The following is a 15,406-nucleotide window of genomic DNA, read 5'->3' on the forward strand; positions in this document are numbered from 1 at the left end:
GGGCGGGCCGGGCGGGGCCGGGCGGGGCCGGGGGCTTAAGCTCGGCGGATGGCGAAGTACTTCGACGTGCACCCCGACAACCCCCAGCCCCGCAGCATCGCCCAGATCGCCGACAGCGTCCGCTCGGGCTCGCTGATCGCCTACCCGACGGACTCCTGCTACGCGCTGGGCTGCCGGCTGGGCAGCCGGGACGGCATCGACCGCATCCGGTCCATCCGCAAGCTGGACGACCGGCACCACTTCACCCTGGTGTGCCAGGAATTCGCGCAGCTCGGCCAGTTCGTACGGATCGACAACGACGTGTTCCGGGCGCTGAAGGCGTCCACGCCCGGCAGCTACACCTTCATCCTGCCCGCGACGCGCGAGGTGCCGCGGGTGCTCCAGCACCCCAAGAAGAAGACCGTCGGTGTGCGCATCCCCGACCACGTCGTCACCCAGGCCCTGCTCGCCGAGCTGGGCGAGCCGCTGCTGTCCAGCACGCTGCTGCTGCCCGACGAGGACGAGCCGCTGACCCAGGGCTGGGAGATCAAGGACCGGCTCGACCACGTGGTCGACGCGGTCGTCGACTCCGGGGAGTGCGGCACCGAGCCGACGACGGTCGTCGACTTCTCGGGCGGCGAGCCGGAGATCGTGCGCCGCGGGGCGGGCGACCCGACGCGCTTCGAGTGAGCGGGTGAAAAGCCGGCCGAGCGCAGGTCACGGGGGCTTGCCGGGCCCAGGGGGCTCGTCCGCCCCGGGGACGGACGTGTCACGATGATCTCCGGTCAGCCCCGTGCCGCGGGCGGCCGTGTGCCGACGTCACCGCAGAGAGGCAGCCCAGCCATGACCGCCGTACAGGGAACCGCTGTCGACATCCCCACCGAGGACGGCACCGCCGACGCGTATCTGACGCGTCCCGACGACGGGCGGGCGCATCCCGCGGTCCTGCTCTACATGGACGCCTTCGGGCCGCGCCCGCAGCTGCGGTCCATGGCCGACCGGCTCGCCGGGGCCGGTTACACCGTCCTGGTGCCCAACGTCTTCTACCGGCACGGCCGGGCGCCGGTGGTGGACCTGCCGGAGTTCATCGACCCGCAGGCGCGGCCGGAGATCTTCCAGCGGCTCGGCCCGATCATGCAGTCGCTCACCCCGGACCTCGCGATGCGGGACGCGCGGGCGTACCTCGACTGGCTGGCCTCGCGCCCCGAGGCGGCCGACGGGCCGGTCGCGCTGACCGGCTACTGCATGGGCGCCCGGCTCGCGCTGTACACGGCGGGCACCTACCCCGACCGGGTGGCCGCCGCGGCCGGCTTCCACGGCGCCGGACTGGCCACCGACGACCCGGACAGCCCGCACCTGCTGGCCGACCGGATCACCGCCGAGGTGTACTTCGCCCACGCCGACCAGGACCACGCCATGCCGCCCGAGCAGCAGGAGCGCCTGGCGGCGGCGCTGACCGGGGCCGGCGTCCGGCACCGCTGCGAGGTCTACGCCGGCGCGGCGCACGGGTACACCCAGGCCGACACCGCCGCGTACGACGAGGCGGCGACCGAACGGCACTGGACGGCCCTGCTGGACCTGCTGAAGCGGACGTTCTGAAGGAGTCGTTCCGGAAGAGGACGTTTCACCTCACCTCCGGAAACCCTTGCACTTGCACGACCGGGCCCCGTAGAAACCTTCCTGCACCGCATGCCATGACTTCGGGGGGAGTTGGCTCATGGAAGGCACGGTCGACGGGTTCCGGTACGGGCTCGTGACGCCGGTGGCGGCCTATCTGATGGCCTGCCTGGGCGGGGCGCTGGGGCTGCGCTGCACGGTGCGGACGCTGCTCAGCCCCCACTCCTTCAAGGCGGGCTGGCTGGGGCTGGGCGCGGCCTCGATCGGCTGCGGGATCTGGACGATGCACTTCATCGCCATGCTGGGCTTCCGCGTCGAGGAGACCCGGGTCCGCTACGACGTCCCGCTCACCGTGCTCAGCCTCCTGGTGGCGGTCGTCGTGGTCGGCGTCGGCGTGTTCACGGTGGGCTACCGCGGGACCGGGCCCGGCACGCTGGCCCTGGCGGGCCTGGTCACCGGCCTGGGGGTGGCCGCCATGCACTACCTGGGCATGGCGGCGCTGCGGCTCGACGGGGACCTGAGCTACGACGTCCTGACGGTCGGGCTCTCCCTGGTGATCGCCGTGGCCGCGGCGGGTGCCGCGCTGTGGGCGGCGGTCAGCGTCCGGGGCTTCCTGGCGAGTCTGGGGGCCAGCATGGTCATGGGTGTCGCGGTCACCGGGATGCACTACACGGGGATGGCCGCGGTCAGCGTCCATGTGCACGGCACCTCGGGCGGCACCTGGGACGGCGACTCGCCGGCCGCGCTGCTGCTGCCGATGCTGCTCGGCCCGGCCGTCTTCCTGCTGCTGGCCGGGGTGGTGGTCATGTTCGACCCGCTGCTGGTCCTGGGCGAGGACGACCGGAACCGCGCTCCGGCACCGTCCGGGCGGGCCGCTGCGCACGGCGGGGCGCCGTACGCGTCGGCCGGCCCGCGCCCGGACTCCTCGCCGTCCCGGCGGCCTTGACGGCGCACGGCCCGGCGCAGGCGTCACCGCGCGCGCGAACTCGCCCGTGCCCGGCCACCGTTGGCCGATCATCCCGCCTCCGGCCCGGCCGGCAGGCGTTGTTACGGTGCCGGGATGGCTGATTCCTCACGTGACACCGCGGAAGGCGCCGGCTGGGGTGCCGCGGAGCGCGGCGCGTACCGGCGGCTCATGCCGGAGCGGGTCGAGAAGATCTCCTGGCTGGACCCGCGGATGCTGTGGGCCGCCCGCAACGGCGTCCTGGCCTCCTGGCTCGGCGATCCCACGGGCCGTACCCGGGGGCGCTGGGTGGCGCAGCGGGCGGCGGCCGGGGCCCCCGCCGACAAGGTGATCCGCCGGGACGACCCCGACCGGTTCTCCTTCCTGGTCATCGGCGACACGGGCGAGGGCGACGATCCGCAGTACGCCGTCGTGCCGGGACTGCTGCGGGCAGGCGGGGACACCCGGTTCGCCGTGCTCGCCAGTGACGTGATCTATCCGGTGGGCAGCGCCGACGACTACGGCCCCAAGTTCTTCCGCCCCTACCGGGACTACCGGGCACCGATCTACGCGATACCCGGCAACCACGACTGGTACGAGGACCTCGGCGGTTTCATGCGGGTCTTCTGCGACGACGCCCCGCCCCTGCCGCCGGAGCCGAAGCCCCGGCCGCTGACCCGCGCCTGGCTGCGCTCCCTGCTGTGGCACCGGCCGCGCCCGGACGACGGCCGGCGCCTGGCGGAGGCGCGGCGGCTGCGGTCGGCGCCCGAGCAGCGGGCCGTCCAGCCGGGACCGTACTGGGCGATCGACGCGGGCCCGGTGCGCATCGTCGGCATCGACACCGGGCTGCTGGGGACCGTGGACGCCGGACAGGGGGCGTGGCTGCGCGAGGTGTCCCGGGGACCGCGGCCGAAGATCCTGGTCACCGGCTCCCCGCTGTACGTCGACGGGGAGCACCACCCGTGCCCCGTCGAGGGCGGCGGCACCGTCGACGACATCGTCCGGGACCCGGCCCATCACTACGTCGCGGCGATCGGCGGTGACATCCACAACTACCAGCGCTATCCGGTCGACGTGGACGGCCGCACGATCCAGTACGTGGTCGCGGGCGGCGGCGGGGCGTTCACGCACGCCACCCACACCATTCCCCGGGTCTCGGTCGGCGGCGTCACCGAGCGGGACTTCCGCTGCTACCCGCTGCGCGGCGACTCCCTCGCCTTCTACAGCGCCCTCTACGGACGCCGTCTGCGGCTGCGCCGCTTCTTCACCCTGACCGAGGCCGAGGCGACCGCCGTGATCGCCGAGCGGCTCGGCATCGGGCCGACCCGCGCCCAGGGGGCCGGGGCGGCGCGGGTCACCCGGCGGGTCCGGCTGGTCGCCGGGCTGCTGGGCACCGGGCGGCGGCCGGAGAAGAGGAAACGATTCCGGCTGCCGGTGCGCAAGTTCTACACGCAGCTGTTCTCACCGGGTTCGGCGACGTACAGCCCGCCGTTCTTCAAGTGCTTCCTGCGGCTGGACGTCACCCCGGAGGCGGTGCGGCTGCGCTGCTTCGCCGCCACCGGCAACCGGGCGCAGGAGACCGACCCGCCGGTCGAGGACGAGGTGACGATCCCGCTGGTGTGACGGTCACCAGCGGCCCGGCGCGCTCCCGGTGAGCGGTTCGGAGGGGCGGTCGTCGACGCCCACGGGGACCTCGCCGTGCAGCATCACCCGGTGCATGATCCGGGGGTGGTCCAGGTGGGCGTTGTCGCCGGGCGCCAGGTGGATGGTGGCCCGGTTGTCCCAGAAGGCGACGCTGCCCGGCTCCCAGCGGAACCGGACGGTGTACTCGGGCCGGGTCGCCTGCTCCAGCAGCAGCTGGAGGACCGCAGCGCTCTCGGGGCGGGACAGGCCGGTGATCTGCTCGACGTAGTAGCCGTTGACGTACAGCACCCGCTCCCCCGTCTCCGGGTGGACGCGGACCAGCGGGTGGACGGTGGCGATCTGGTGGTCCAGCAGGCGGCGGAGGTAGGCGTCGTCGCCCGGGCGGGGCTGGTAGCCGACGCCCAGGCGGTGCTCGGCGCGCAGTCCGTCGGCGAACGCGCGCACCGGGGCGGAGAGCCCGGCGTAGGCGGCGGCCAGGTTGGACCAGGTGGTGTCGCCGCCGTACGGCGGTACGGTCTCGGCGCGCAGGATGGTCGCCGCGGGCGGGTCGACGCGAGCGCCGTGGTCGCAGTGCCAGCCGCGCAGCAGGGTGTGCCGCCGCCGGGCGAGCCACTCGTCGTGCTCCATGCCGAACCGGCCGCCCAGCTCCAGCCGGTCGGCGGTCGTCTCGACCTCCGGGAAGTCCGGCGGCGACGCCTTGCCGCGCCGGGGCAGGACGACCGGTTCGCCGAACCGGCGGGCCAGGGCGACGTGCGCGGCGTGGTCCAGCCGTTGGTCGCGGAAGAACACCACCTTGTGGCGCAGGACGGCGGCCCGGACGGCGGCGACCTGTGCGTCGGTGAGGTCGCCGGCCAGGTCCACGCCGGTGATGTCGGCGCCGATGTGCCCCGCGGCGGGCCGCACCTCGACCCCCGTGTCCCGCTGTGCCGTCCGCTCCGCGCCGCCCCTGTCCGTCGTCATGCCAAAGATCGTGACAGCCCGCGCCGGGTATGGCGAGAGCGCCTCGGGAACTTCCGGGACCGCGACGCCGGGTTGATCACCGCGGCGCCGTCCCGGAGGCTGGAAGCGCCATCCGTTCCGTACGCAGTCGAGAGAAGGTCTCCCGTGAGCAGCATCCCGGCACACACCCTCAACGACGGCACCGCGCTCCCCGCGCTGGGGCTGGGCACCTGGCCGATGGACGACGCCGAGGCGCGACGGGCGGTCGCCGAGGCCCTCGGCCTGGGCTACCGCCTGATCGACACCGCGGCCAGCTACCGCAACGAGACCGGCGTCGGCCTCGGCGTGACCGACGCCGGCGTGCCCCGCGAGGAGATCGTCGTCACCACCAAGCTGCCCGGCCGCCACCACGGCTACGAGGAGACCCTCGCCTCCTTCGAGCAGTCCCGCGCCCGGCTCGGCCTGGACTACGTCGACCTGTACCTGATCCACTGGCCGCTGCCCCGCGTCGACCGGTACGTCGACTCCTGGAAGGCCATGATCAAGCTGCGCGAGGAGGGCCTGGTCCGGTCGATCGGCGTCTCCAACTTCACCGCCGGGCACATCGAGCGGCTGGAGAAGGAGACCGGCGTGCTGCCCTCCGTCAACCAGATCGAACTGCACCCGCTCCTCCCCCAGGACGAGCTGCGCGCCTTCCACGAGGGGAAGGGCATCCGCACCGAGAGCTGGAGCCCGCTGGGCCGGGGCAGCGACCTGCTCGACGACCCGGCCGTCGCCGCCGTGGCCGGAGCCCACGGGGTGACCCCCGGTCAGGCGGTGCTGCGCTGGCACCTCCAGCTCGGCGCGGTGCCGGTCCCGAAGTCGGCGGACCCCGGGCGGCAGCGGCAGAACCTCGACGTCTTCGGCTTCGAGCTGGACGCGGACCAGCTGCGGGCGATCGCCGACCGTCCCCGGCGGCGGATCGGCGGTGACCCGGAGACGCACGAGGAGTTCTGACGCGGTGGCGAGCCGCGCGGTCAGCCCTGGGGGAGCGACTGCTCGGCCCAGATGGTCTTGCCGCCGCCGGTCGGCCGACTGCCCCAGCGCTGGGTGAGCTGGGCGACCAGCAGCAGCCCCCGGCCGCCCTCGTCGTAGGCGTGCGCCCGGCGCAGGTGCGGCGAGGTGGGACTGGCGTCGGAGACCTCGCAGATGAGGCTGTGGTCGCGGATGAGCCGCAGCTGGATGGGGGGTTCGCCGTAGCGGATGGCGTTGGTGACCAGCTCGCTGACCACGAGTTCGGTGACGAACGCGGTCTCCGCCAGGCCCCAGGCGGCCAGCCGTTCCATGACGGAGGTCCGGGTGGCGGCGACCTGCGCCGGGTCGGGGGTGATGTTCCAGGTGGCGACCTGCTCGGCACCGAGCGCCCGGGTGCGGGCCAGCAGCAGGGCGATGTCGTCGCGCGGGTCCTCGGGCATCACGGCCTTGAGCACGCTGTCGCACAGCTCGTCCAGCGAGGGCACGGACGCGGTCAGGGCGTGGCACAGCTCGGCGGTGGCCTGGTCGAGGTCGCGGACGCGGTCCTCGATGAGGCCGTCGGTGTACAGGGCGACGACGGAGCCCTCGGGCAGTTCCAGTTCCGTGGCCTCGAAGGGCAGGCCGCCGACGCCGAGCGGCGGCCCGGCGGTCATGTCGACCAGCCGCGCGCTGCCGTCGGGCAGCAGGACGGCGGGGGCGGGATGCCCCGCGGCGGCCACGGTGAGGCGGCGGCACACGGGGTCGTAGACGGCGTAGAGGCAGGTGGCGCCCAGTTCGGCGGCCTCGTCGCCCTCGCCGCCGGCGGCGAGGTGGCTGACCAGGTCGTCCAGGTGGGTGAGGAGTTCGTCGGGCGGCAGGTCGACGTCGGCGAGGGTGCGGACGGCCGTGCACAGCCGGCCCATGGTCGCCGAGGACGGGATGCCGTGGCCGACGACGTCGCCGACGACCAGGGCGACCCGGCAGCCGGAGAGCGGGATCACGTCGAACCAGTCGCCGCCGATGCCGGCCGCCGACCCGGAGGGCAGGTAGCGGTGGGCCACCTCCACCGCCGCCTGTCCCGGCAGGCCGGTGGGGAGCAGGCTGTGCTGGAGGGCCAGCGCGGTACCGCGTTCCCGGGCGAAGCGGCGGGCGTTGTCCACGCAGACGGCGGCCCGGCTGGCGAGTTCCTCGGCCAGGGCCACGTCGTCGCCGACGTACGGCTCCCCGGGCGCGCCGCGGGCGAGCAGCACGACCCCGAGGGTGGTGCCCCGGGCCCGCAGGGGTACCGCCAGGGCCGAGCGCAGGCTCCGGCGCCAGGCGCGGTTGTGCGGGGCCTGCTCGTTGCGCAGCCGGATCCAGCGGTCGAAGTCCGGGTCGCCCGGTCCCCTGAGCACCGCCCGGCCCTCCCGCAGCGCCTGGGCGGCCATCGAGTACGTCGGGTGGACGATCCGTTCGCCCAGATGAGGGGTGGGCCGGGGGTAGTTCTCGGTGGCGGAGCGGTGGGCCACCCGGCGCAGCGAGACGTCCGTGGCCGACTCCACGACCGGCTCCTCCGTGCCCAGCACCCAGTCGAGCAGGTCCACGCCGGCGAAGTCGGCCATGTGCGGTACCAGCAGCTCGATCAGTTCCTCGGCGGTGCGGACCACGTCCAGGGTGGTGCCGATGCCCGCCGCGGCCTCGTTCAGCAGGGCCAGCCGCTGCCGCGCCCGGTGCTGCTCGGTGGTCTCGAACCCGGCCATGGCGACGGCGGCCACCGCGCCGGACGGGTCGCGCACCGGCCACATCTCCACCCGCCAGGCGTGCTCGCCGAGCGGGGAGGAAGCGGGCGTGAAGGTCTCGTAACGCGCCGGGCGGCCGGTCTCGGCGACCTGCCGCAGGTACTGGTGGAAGCCCGGGCCGTCGGCGTCGATGCCCTCCATGATGTCGGAGAGCCGCCGCCCGATCAGCTCCCGCTCCGTCGTCCCCAGCAGCCGCAGCGCCGTGTCGTTGGCGCGCAGGTACCGCTGCGCGACGTCGTGCACGGACATCGACAGGGACGACTGCTGGAAGGTCTCCCCGGTCAGGGCAAAGCCGCCCCCGCCCCCGCCCGGCTGCTCGACGGTGACCACGTACCCGCCCGGTGAGCCGTCCGCCGTGAGCAGCGGCAGGGCGCGCAGCGCCAGCGCCACCGCGGAACCGTCCCGGTGGCGCACCAGGACGGTGCCCGACAGGGCGGACACGGCACCGGGCTCCGCGTCCTGGGCGAGCAGGTCGCGCGCGTACCGGCCCACGGCCTCCTCGGCCGGGTACCCGGTCAGCCGCCGGGCACCCTCGCTCCACCCCGTCACCAGGCCGTCGGTGTCCACGATCGCCGCAGCGGAGGCGTGCTCCATGCCGTCCAGGATCATCCCTTTACGCCCCACTATCAACCGCTGCGGATCCGGGAGGGCCGGCCGGGGCGGTCCACGCGCCGGTCACGGGCGCCGACGGCCGGTTCCTCAGGAGCGGTGAGCGCGCAGGGCCGCCAGGGCCCGGTCGGCGTGCGCGGCCATGCGCAGTTCGCTGCGGACGACGTCGAGCACCGTGCGGTCCTCGGCTATGACGAAGGTGACCCGCCTGGTCGGGGCGAGGGTGAAGCCCCGCCGTACGCCGAACCGCTCGCGGACCGTGCCGTCGGCGTCGGACAGCAGGGGCATGCCGAGCGCGTGCCGGCCGGCGAACTCCCGCTGGCGGTCCACGGCGTCGCCGCTGATGCCGACGGGCCGGGCGCCCACGGCGGCGAACTCGGCGGCGAGATCGCGGAAGTGGCAGGCCTCGGCGGTGCAGCCGGGGGTGAGCGCGGCCGGGTAGAAGAAGAGCACCACGGGGCCGTCGGCGAGCAGACCGGTCAGGCTGCGCTCGGCACCGGTCTCGTCCGGCAACGTGAAGTCGGGGGCGGTGTCACCGGGCCCCGGGCGCCCGCTCACGCCGCGTCCCGCGCGTTCCGGGCGACGCCGCGGGCCCACAGCACCAGCGGCAGTTGCAGGGGCAGCCGCCCGTAGGCGGCGGCCTTCTGGGGCGTGGGGCGGTGCCGCCAGTCGACGGCCATCTTGATGTTGGCGGGGAAGACGCCGACGAAGAAGGCCGCGGCGGCCTGGGCGGCGGCGGGCCGGGTGCGCGGCAGGGCGATCCCGGCGGCCAGCGCCAGTTCGGCGGCGCCGCTGGCGTACGTCCAGGCCCGGGGCGTGCCCGGCAGGCCGCGCGGGACGATCTCGTCGAAGCGCCGGGGGCTGGCGAAGTGGGCGGCGCCCGCGACGGCCAGCAGGCCGGCGAGCAGCAGGGGTGAGCGTTCGGACCGGGACACGGTTCCTCCTCCGGGGGGCCTGGCGCGCGATATTACTCGACGGTAAGGGAGTGGGGGCGGCGGGTCCGGCGAGATGCCTGCGGCGCCGGTCTCAGGCCCACGGACCCCGGCGAGGTGCCTGCGGCGCGGGTTCCAGGCCACGGACCCCGGCGAGATGCCTGCGGCGCCGGTCTAAGGCCACGGACCCGGCGAGGCACCCGCGCTGCCAGAGGGCCACGGACCCGGCGAGGCGCCCGCGCTGCCGGTCGCGGGTCGCCGGCCCCGCGGAGCGTCAAGCCCGCCGGTCATGAGCACCCGGCGGGTAGCCCAGGCTGCGGTGGAAGACGTCGGTGAACGCGCTGGCGGAGGACCAGCCGCAGCGGTGCGCGACGGTGGTGACGGGCGTGCCGTCGGCCAGCATCCGCAGGGCGTGGTAGAGCCGCGACTGGGTGCGCCACTGGGGGAAGGTCATCCCGAACTCCCGGCGGAAGAGGCGGCTGAGCGTCCGCTCGCCCACCCCGGTGGCGGCGCCGAGGGCGGCGAGGGTACGGGTGTCGGACGGGTCGGCGTGGACCAGGGCGCAGACCGCGGCGAGCCGGGGGTCGGTGGGGGTGGGCAGCCGCAGCGGCTGCCGGGGGGAAGCGCGCAGCTGATCGCGCAGCACGGCCAGCAGCCGGCGCCGCTCGGGGCTGTCGTCCCTCGGATCGTCGGTGTAGGCGAGGATCAGCTCGCGCAGCAGCGGGCCGACGGCGAGGACGGTGGGGGTGTCCAGGCCGAGCGGGTTGTCGGTGGCGGGCAGGCCGACCAGGCGCAGGTCGAGGGCGCCGTACGCCCGGTGGGCGTGGGCGGTCCCGGCCGGGATCCACAGGGCGCGGGTGCCGGGCGCGAACCAGGTCCCGGCGTCGGTGGTGACGGCGACGACTCCGGAGCCGGCGTGGACGATCTGGTGCTCGTCGTGCCGGTGCGCGTCGATGCGCTGTCCGGGGGAAAGGTGCCGCACGCCCGTGCTCGCGGTCGGCTCGTGGCGGATGTTCGACACAAGCAGGCAGATTATCGGAAGCGGGCCGATGGAGCCGGGCGCGAGCATCGACGGGTGACCGCGAAGAACGACCGGGCCATCACGCTGCTGTCCCTCGGGCACGCCTGCGTGGACGTCTACCAGGGAGCGGTGGCCGCCCTGGTGCCGTACTTCGTCGCCGAGCGCGCCTACACCTACGCCGCCGCCTCGGGTGTCGTACTGGCCGCGTCGCTGCTGTCGTCGCTGGTGCAGCCGTTGTTCGGGGCGCTGACCGACCGGTGGGCGATGCCGTGGCTGCTGCCGCTGAGCGTGCTGGCCGGCGGCGCCGGGGTCGCCGTCGGCGGAATCGCCGGCTCCTATCCGCTGACCCTCGCCGCGATCGCCGTGTCGGGGATCGGGGTGGCCGCCTACCACCCGGAGGCGGCGCGCGCGGCCCGGGCGGCGGCCGGGGGCAGCCATACGGCGATGGGCTGGTTCTCGCTCGGCGGCAACGCGGGGTTCGCGCTGGCGCCGCCGCTGGTGGCGGCCGTGGTCGGCGTCGGAGGGCTGGGGGCCTCTCCCCTGCTGGGCGTGCCGGCGCTGGCGGGCGCGGTGCTGTGCGTGGCGGCGGTGCGGCCGGGGCGGGGGCGGACCGGGGCGGCGGGCCGGGCGGCCCGCGGCGCCGGGGCGGGCGAGGACGACTGGGCGTCGTTCCTGCGGCTCACCGGGGCGGTGGTGTGCCGGTCGGTGGTCTTCGTCGGGCTGAGCACCTTCGTCTCGCTGTACGTGCGCGAGCGGACCGGCGGCGGGCAGGCGGCGGGCACGGCCGCGCTGTTCGTGCTCTACCTGGGCGGCGCGGTGGGCACGGTGGCCGGGGGACGGCTGGCCGAGCGGTACGGGCGGGTGGCGGTGGTGCGCCGGTCGTACGCCCTGACGGTCGTCGCGGTCGCCGGGGTGGTCCTCGTACCGGGCTGGGCGGTGTACGTCTTCGTGGCGCTGACCTCGGCGGGGCTGTACGTGCCGTTCTCCCTGCACATCACGCTCGGCCAGGACTTCCTGCCCCGGCGGACGGGCACCGCGAGCGGGGTGACCCTGGGTCTGGCGGTGAGCGCCGGCGGCCTCGCCGCGCCGGCCCTGGGTGTGCTGGCCGACGCGGCGTCCTTGCGGACGGCGCTGCTGCCGCTGATCGCCCTCCCGGCGGTGGGGCGGCTCCTGCTCCGCGGGCTGCGGGAGCCGGCCCCGGTACGCAGCGAGCGGGCTGCGTGAGGTTCCCGTGCCGTCGGGAGGCGCGCCCCGCACGCGCCCCGCACGTCCCGGCCCCGCTCAGAGACGGGCCCCGCGCCGCTCCCCCCGCAGCAGCCACGCCAGATAGGCGCCGCCGGCCACCCCGGTCAGGACGCCGACCGGCAGCAGGGCCGAGCCGGTCGCCCGCTGGGTGGTGAGGTCGGCCGCGGTGAGCAGGAGGGCGCCCATCCAGGCGGCGGGCAGGACGTTGGGGCCCGCGGCGCGCGTCACCCGGCGTGCCAGCTGCGGCGCGGCCATGGCCACGAACGGGATCGGCCCGGCCGCCGCGACCGCCAGTGCCGTCAGCCCGGTGCCCGCGCTCAGCAGCACCAGGCGGCTGCGCTCCGGGGGCACCCCGAGCGCGGCGGCGGTGTCGTCGCCCATCTCCAGCATGGTCAGGCGCCGCGCGTACACCAGGACGAGGGGGCCGAGGGCCACGACGCCGAGCGCCGCGATCCATACGTCGCTCCAGTCCCGGGCGTTGAGCGAACCGATGGTCCAGCTCGCCGCCTGGGCCGCCTTGCCGATGTCGGCGCGCAGGTACAGGAAGCTGGTCACCGCGCCCAGCACCGCGGAGGCGCCGATGCCGACGAGGACCAGCCGGTAGCCGTGCACCCCGCGCTTCCAGGCCAGCAGATAGACGGCGGCGGCGGTGGCGAGGCCGCCGCACACCGCGCCGACGGCGGTCTGCGCCGTGCCCGCGTCCAGGATGATGATGGCGACGAGCGCGCCGGCCGAGGCCCCGTTGCCGAACCCGATGACGTCGGGGCTGCCGAGCGGGTTGCGGGTGAGCGACTGGAACACCGCGCCCGCCATGCCCATCGCGAACCCGACCAGCGCGGCCACCAGCGCGCGCGGCAGCCTGAGGTCGAGCACCACGAACTCGGCGCCCGGCGGGCCGTCGCCGAAGAGGGTGCGCACCACCTCGGCCGGGGACAGGGCGTAGGTCCCGGTGCCGATGGCCAACACCATCGCGAGCGCCGCCAGCGCGGCCAGTACCGCGCAGACCAGTACCGCCCGGGGGTCGTACCGCACCGACCAGCGCCCCGCGCGCAGCAGTCCGCGCCGCAGGTGGGTCCGGGACACCGCCGCCTCGCCGTCCCGCTTCTTCTCGTGCCGCCGCTCGGCCCGTACGACGCTCACAGCTGGGCCACCTTCCGCTGCCGTACCAGATGGATGAAGAGGAGCCCGCCGAGGAACGCGGTGACGGTGCCGACCTCGATCTCCGACGGCGGCACCACGATCCGGCCGACGACGTCGGAGACGAGCAGCAGCACCGGCGCGAACACCGCGCAGTACGGCATGAGCCAGCGCGGGTCGGGTCCGCAGAAGGCGCGGGCGGCGTGCGGGATCATCAGGCCGATGAAGCCGATCGGCCCGCACACGGCGGTCGCGCCGCCGCACAGCAGGGTGATGGCGACGACGGAGAGCACCCGTACCCGGCGTACCCGGGTGCCGAGGGCCAGCGCGTGGTCCTCGCCGAGCGCGATCGCGCCGAGCGGCCGGGCCAGCGCGAAGGCGAGCAGCGCGCCGGCCGCGAGCAGCGGCGCCACGGTGAGCAGCAGGGACACGTCGCGCTTGGCGAGCGTGCCGACCGACCAGTACCGCATCTCGTCCAGGGTGCTCAGATGCCACAGGGAGAGGCCGTTGACGTAGCCGAACAGGGCCGCGTTGACGGCGGTTCCGGCGAGCGCGAGGCGGACCGGGGTGGCCCAGCGGCCGCCGCCGAGGGCGTTGACGGCGGTGGCGGCGACGGCCGCGCCGGCCAGGGCGAACCACAGGTACCCGGTGAACGAGGTGATGCCCAGGACGCCGATCGCGGTGACCACGGCGGCGGACGCGCCCGCGTTGACGCCGAGCAGGCCGGGGTCGGCGAGCGGGTTGCGGGTCAGGGTCTGCATGACCGCGCCGCCCAGGCCGAGGGCCGTGCCGACGGCGACGCCGATGAGGGTGCGGGGCAGTCTCAAGTCCCGCACGATCGCGTCGTTCTCGGTGCCCGAGGGGCTGAACAGGCCTGACCAGACCTGGTCGAGGGGGATCCCCTTGGCGCCGACGGCCAGTGACAGGGCGGCCGCCGCGACCAGCAGCACCAGGCCGAGCAGCAGACCGGCCGGACGCACCGCGGCCCGGCCGCGCGGGGTACGGGCGCCGGGCGCCGCGTCCGGCGGGGCGGGGGCCGTCGCGGCGCTCACGGGGCGGCCGCCGTACGGGCGCGGCGGCACCGGGAGTCGGGCACCGTTTTCGGCCGGTGCAGTGCACACATTCCAATGAACATGTGGTTAGCTTAGGCTACCCTTACCGGGGCTGTTGACGATCACGTCGACAGGAACCGACCGTCCCCTGTATACCCCTGACCGCGGTCCACGGAGAACACCGATGACCAGCCTGCCCAGTTCCGCCCCGAGTGATGCCTCCCCGGACGTCCGTCCGGTCCGCGTCACCGGTCCGCGCGTGGCACGCCTCCTGGCGGAGGCGGAAGGTGCCGACGCCGCGCGACGCGCCGCGCTGGCCGCCGAGTTCTGGGCAGAGGCGGAACGTTTCGGCACTCCGCTGGTCGAGGAACTGGACGGGCAGCCCGGCCACCGCGCGGTCACCTTCCTGTGGCGCGGTCACCGCGCCACCCGGCAGGTGCTGTTCCACGGCAACCGCATCACCGACCGCGACCACCTCGCCGGTTCGCTGCTGGAGCGGGTGCCGGGGACAAACGTGTGGCACCTGGGCCTGCGGCTGCGCGCCGACCACCGCGGCTCCTACCGGCTGGCCGCCGACATCTCGCTGCGGGAGCCCCCGGCCGACCCGGCCGGCCTCCAGCAGCGGCTGCGGTCGCTGTCCGCGCACGCCGCCGCCGACCCGCTCAACGCCCACCGGGTCGCCACCCGTTGGCAGCCGGCCGACGGCTCGGTCTTCGCCCTGCCCGACGCCCCGGCCCAGCCGTGGACCGGACGCCGGGGCACGGTCCCAGCCGGCCGGGTCGAACGCCACCGGGTGACGGCCGCGGAGCCGGTCGGCGACCGGGACACCTGGGTGTACCTGCCGCCGGGGCTCGACCGCCACGCCGGGACGCCGCTGCCGGTGGCCGTGGTGTGCGACGGCGACATGTGGTTCGGCCGGCTGGGCTTCGGCGACACCCTCGACGCGATGATCGCCGACGGGGCGCTGCCGCCGCTGGTCGTGGTCGCGCCGGACGCCGTGGACCGCCGGACCCGCTGGCGCGACCTCGGCGCCCGGGAGCCGTTCGTCGCCTTCCTGGCCGACGAGTTGCTGCCCTGGGCGGCCGGCCGCTGGCCGCTCACCACGGACCCGCGGCGGACCGTGGTCGCCGGGCAGAGCCTGGGCGGCATGACCGCCCTGTACGCCGGGTTCCTGCGGCCCGACCGGTTCGGCAACGTCCTCGCCCAGTCCGCCTCGCTGTGGTGGCGGCCCGGACTGCCGTCGCCGGCCGGTCCCAAACCCCTCTTGTCCGGCGACCCCTGGCTCGTCGCCCGGTACCGGTCCGCGCCGCCGCGCCCCGTGACGGTCCATCTGGACGTCGGACTGCACGAGGGCGCCATGGTCGACCACAGCCGCGCCCTGTACGACGCCCTGAGCGCCGCCGGTCACCGGGTCACCCTCGGCACGTACAACGGCGGCCACGACTACGCCTGCTGGCACGGCGCGCTGGCCGACGGCCTGGTCCGGCTGCTGGGCGCCCGCTGACCCCAAGACCTCT

General features: G+C 75.2%; 14 protein-coding genes. 7 read left to right on the plus strand and 7 right to left on the minus strand.

Features of this window, described 5'->3' with window-relative positions; translation table 11 throughout:
* Positions 1-48 precede the first annotated feature (48 nt).
* The 4 genes from ACIQR3_RS17660 (at position 49) to ACIQR3_RS17675 (ending at position 4,162) form a co-directional block, all read left to right on the plus strand.
* Positions 49-669 (plus strand): L-threonylcarbamoyladenylate synthase, encoded by a 621-nt coding sequence (locus ACIQR3_RS17660; protein ID WP_403539587.1) that lies wholly within the window; start codon positions 49-51, stop codon positions 667-669.
* 153 nt (positions 670-822) lie between these two features.
* Positions 823-1,578: a dienelactone hydrolase family protein gene (locus ACIQR3_RS17665; RefSeq protein WP_403539588.1), complete on the plus strand. Its 756-nt coding sequence runs from the start codon at positions 823-825 to the stop codon at positions 1,576-1,578.
* Between the two features lie 118 nt (positions 1,579-1,696).
* A complete protein-coding gene (locus ACIQR3_RS17670) occupies positions 1,697-2,542 on the plus strand; it encodes an MHYT domain-containing protein (RefSeq protein ID WP_403539591.1) in 846 nt (281 codons plus the stop codon).
* 114 nt (positions 2,543-2,656) lie between these two features.
* Complete coding sequence (locus tag ACIQR3_RS17675) at positions 2,657-4,162, plus strand: metallophosphoesterase family protein (protein ID WP_403539594.1); 1,506 nt, start codon at positions 2,657-2,659, stop codon at positions 4,160-4,162.
* Between the two features lie 3 nt (positions 4,163-4,165).
* Here ACIQR3_RS17675 and ACIQR3_RS17680 read toward each other — a convergent pair whose 3' ends face one another.
* Positions 4,166-5,143, minus strand: coding sequence for a TauD/TfdA dioxygenase family protein (locus ACIQR3_RS17680; RefSeq protein WP_403539596.1), 978 nt, complete (start codon positions 5,141-5,143; stop codon positions 4,166-4,168).
* A gap of 144 nt (positions 5,144-5,287) precedes the next feature.
* Here ACIQR3_RS17680 and ACIQR3_RS17685 point away from each other — a divergent pair, with 144 nt between their 5' ends.
* The gene (locus tag ACIQR3_RS17685; protein WP_403539597.1) at positions 5,288-6,118 is read left to right on the plus strand and encodes an aldo/keto reductase; all 831 of its coding nucleotides are present in this window, start codon (positions 5,288-5,290) and stop codon (positions 6,116-6,118) included.
* A 20-nt stretch (positions 6,119-6,138) separates the two neighbouring features.
* On the opposite strand, the gene ACIQR3_RS17690 is transcribed toward ACIQR3_RS17685, so the two are convergent.
* The 4 genes from ACIQR3_RS17690 to ACIQR3_RS17705 all read right to left on the minus strand — a co-directional run bounded on the left by ACIQR3_RS17690 (position 6,139) and on the right by ACIQR3_RS17705 (position 10,455).
* Positions 6,139-8,487 carry a SpoIIE family protein phosphatase gene (locus tag ACIQR3_RS17690; protein WP_403539600.1) on the minus strand — a complete coding sequence of 783 codons (2,349 nt, stop codon included), beginning with the start codon at positions 8,485-8,487 and terminating at the stop codon, positions 6,139-6,141.
* Positions 8,488-8,592: 105 nt separating this feature from the next.
* Positions 8,593-9,060: a peroxiredoxin gene (locus tag ACIQR3_RS17695; RefSeq protein ID WP_403539601.1), complete on the minus strand. Its 468-nt coding sequence runs from the start codon at positions 9,058-9,060 to the stop codon at positions 8,593-8,595.
* Entirely contained in the window at positions 9,057-9,437 is a 381-nt protein-coding gene (locus ACIQR3_RS17700; protein ID WP_403539604.1) for a DoxX family protein, read from the minus strand. The genes ACIQR3_RS17695 and ACIQR3_RS17700 overlap by 4 nt, the downstream gene beginning before the upstream one ends.
* Positions 9,438-9,708: 271 nt before the next feature.
* Positions 9,709-10,455, minus strand: coding sequence for an AraC family transcriptional regulator (locus ACIQR3_RS17705; protein WP_403539606.1), 747 nt, complete (start codon positions 10,453-10,455; stop codon positions 9,709-9,711).
* 54 nt (positions 10,456-10,509) lie between these two features.
* On the opposite strand from ACIQR3_RS17705, the gene ACIQR3_RS17710 reads away from it, so the two are divergent.
* Positions 10,510-11,679: an MFS transporter gene (locus ACIQR3_RS17710; protein WP_403539608.1), complete on the plus strand. Its 1,170-nt coding sequence runs from the start codon at positions 10,510-10,512 to the stop codon at positions 11,677-11,679.
* 57 nt (positions 11,680-11,736) lie between these two features.
* Here ACIQR3_RS17710 and ACIQR3_RS17715 read toward each other — a convergent pair whose 3' ends face one another.
* Together ACIQR3_RS17715 and ACIQR3_RS17720 are read right to left on the minus strand one after the other, a co-directional pair.
* On the minus strand, positions 11,737-12,840 hold the full coding sequence (locus ACIQR3_RS17715; protein WP_403539611.1) for a FecCD family ABC transporter permease: 1,104 nt from the start codon (positions 12,838-12,840) through the stop codon (positions 11,737-11,739).
* Positions 12,837-13,889, minus strand: coding sequence for a FecCD family ABC transporter permease (locus ACIQR3_RS17720; protein WP_403539613.1), 1,053 nt, complete (start codon positions 13,887-13,889; stop codon positions 12,837-12,839). The genes ACIQR3_RS17715 and ACIQR3_RS17720 overlap by 4 nt, the downstream gene beginning before the upstream one ends.
* Before the next feature lie 184 nt (positions 13,890-14,073).
* Between ACIQR3_RS17720 and fes the strand changes: the two genes are divergently transcribed.
* A complete protein-coding gene (gene fes, locus ACIQR3_RS17725; protein ID WP_403539616.1) occupies positions 14,074-15,393 on the plus strand; it encodes an enterochelin esterase in 1,320 nt (439 codons plus the stop codon).
* Positions 15,394-15,406 lie beyond the last annotated feature (13 nt).

Origin of the sequence: Streptomyces sp. NPDC090994, assembly GCF_044768905.1 — a bacterium.
Classification (GTDB): Bacteria; Actinomycetota; Actinomycetes; order Streptomycetales; family Streptomycetaceae; genus Streptomyces.

Excerpts from the sequence above, each read along its gene's own strand:
- ACIQR3_RS17660 (WP_403539587.1), top strand. The coding sequence starts at position 49 with ATGGCGAAGTACTTCGACGTGCACCCCGACAACCCCCAGCCCCGCAGC.
- ACIQR3_RS17665 (WP_403539588.1), top strand. The coding sequence starts at position 823 with ATGACCGCCGTACAGGGAACCGCTGTCGACATCCCCACCGAGGACGGC.
- ACIQR3_RS17670 (WP_403539591.1), top strand. The coding sequence starts at position 1,697 with ATGGAAGGCACGGTCGACGGGTTCCGGTACGGGCTCGTGACGCCGGTG.
- ACIQR3_RS17675 (WP_403539594.1), top strand. The coding sequence starts at position 2,657 with ATGGCTGATTCCTCACGTGACACCGCGGAAGGCGCCGGCTGGGGTGCC.
- ACIQR3_RS17680 (WP_403539596.1), bottom strand. The coding sequence starts at position 5,143 with ATGACGACGGACAGGGGCGGCGCGGAGCGGACGGCACAGCGGGACACG.
- ACIQR3_RS17690 (WP_403539600.1), bottom strand. The coding sequence starts at position 8,487 with ATGGAGCACGCCTCCGCTGCGGCGATCGTGGACACCGACGGCCTGGTG.
- fes (WP_403539616.1), top strand. The coding sequence starts at position 14,074 with ATGACCAGCCTGCCCAGTTCCGCCCCGAGTGATGCCTCCCCGGACGTC.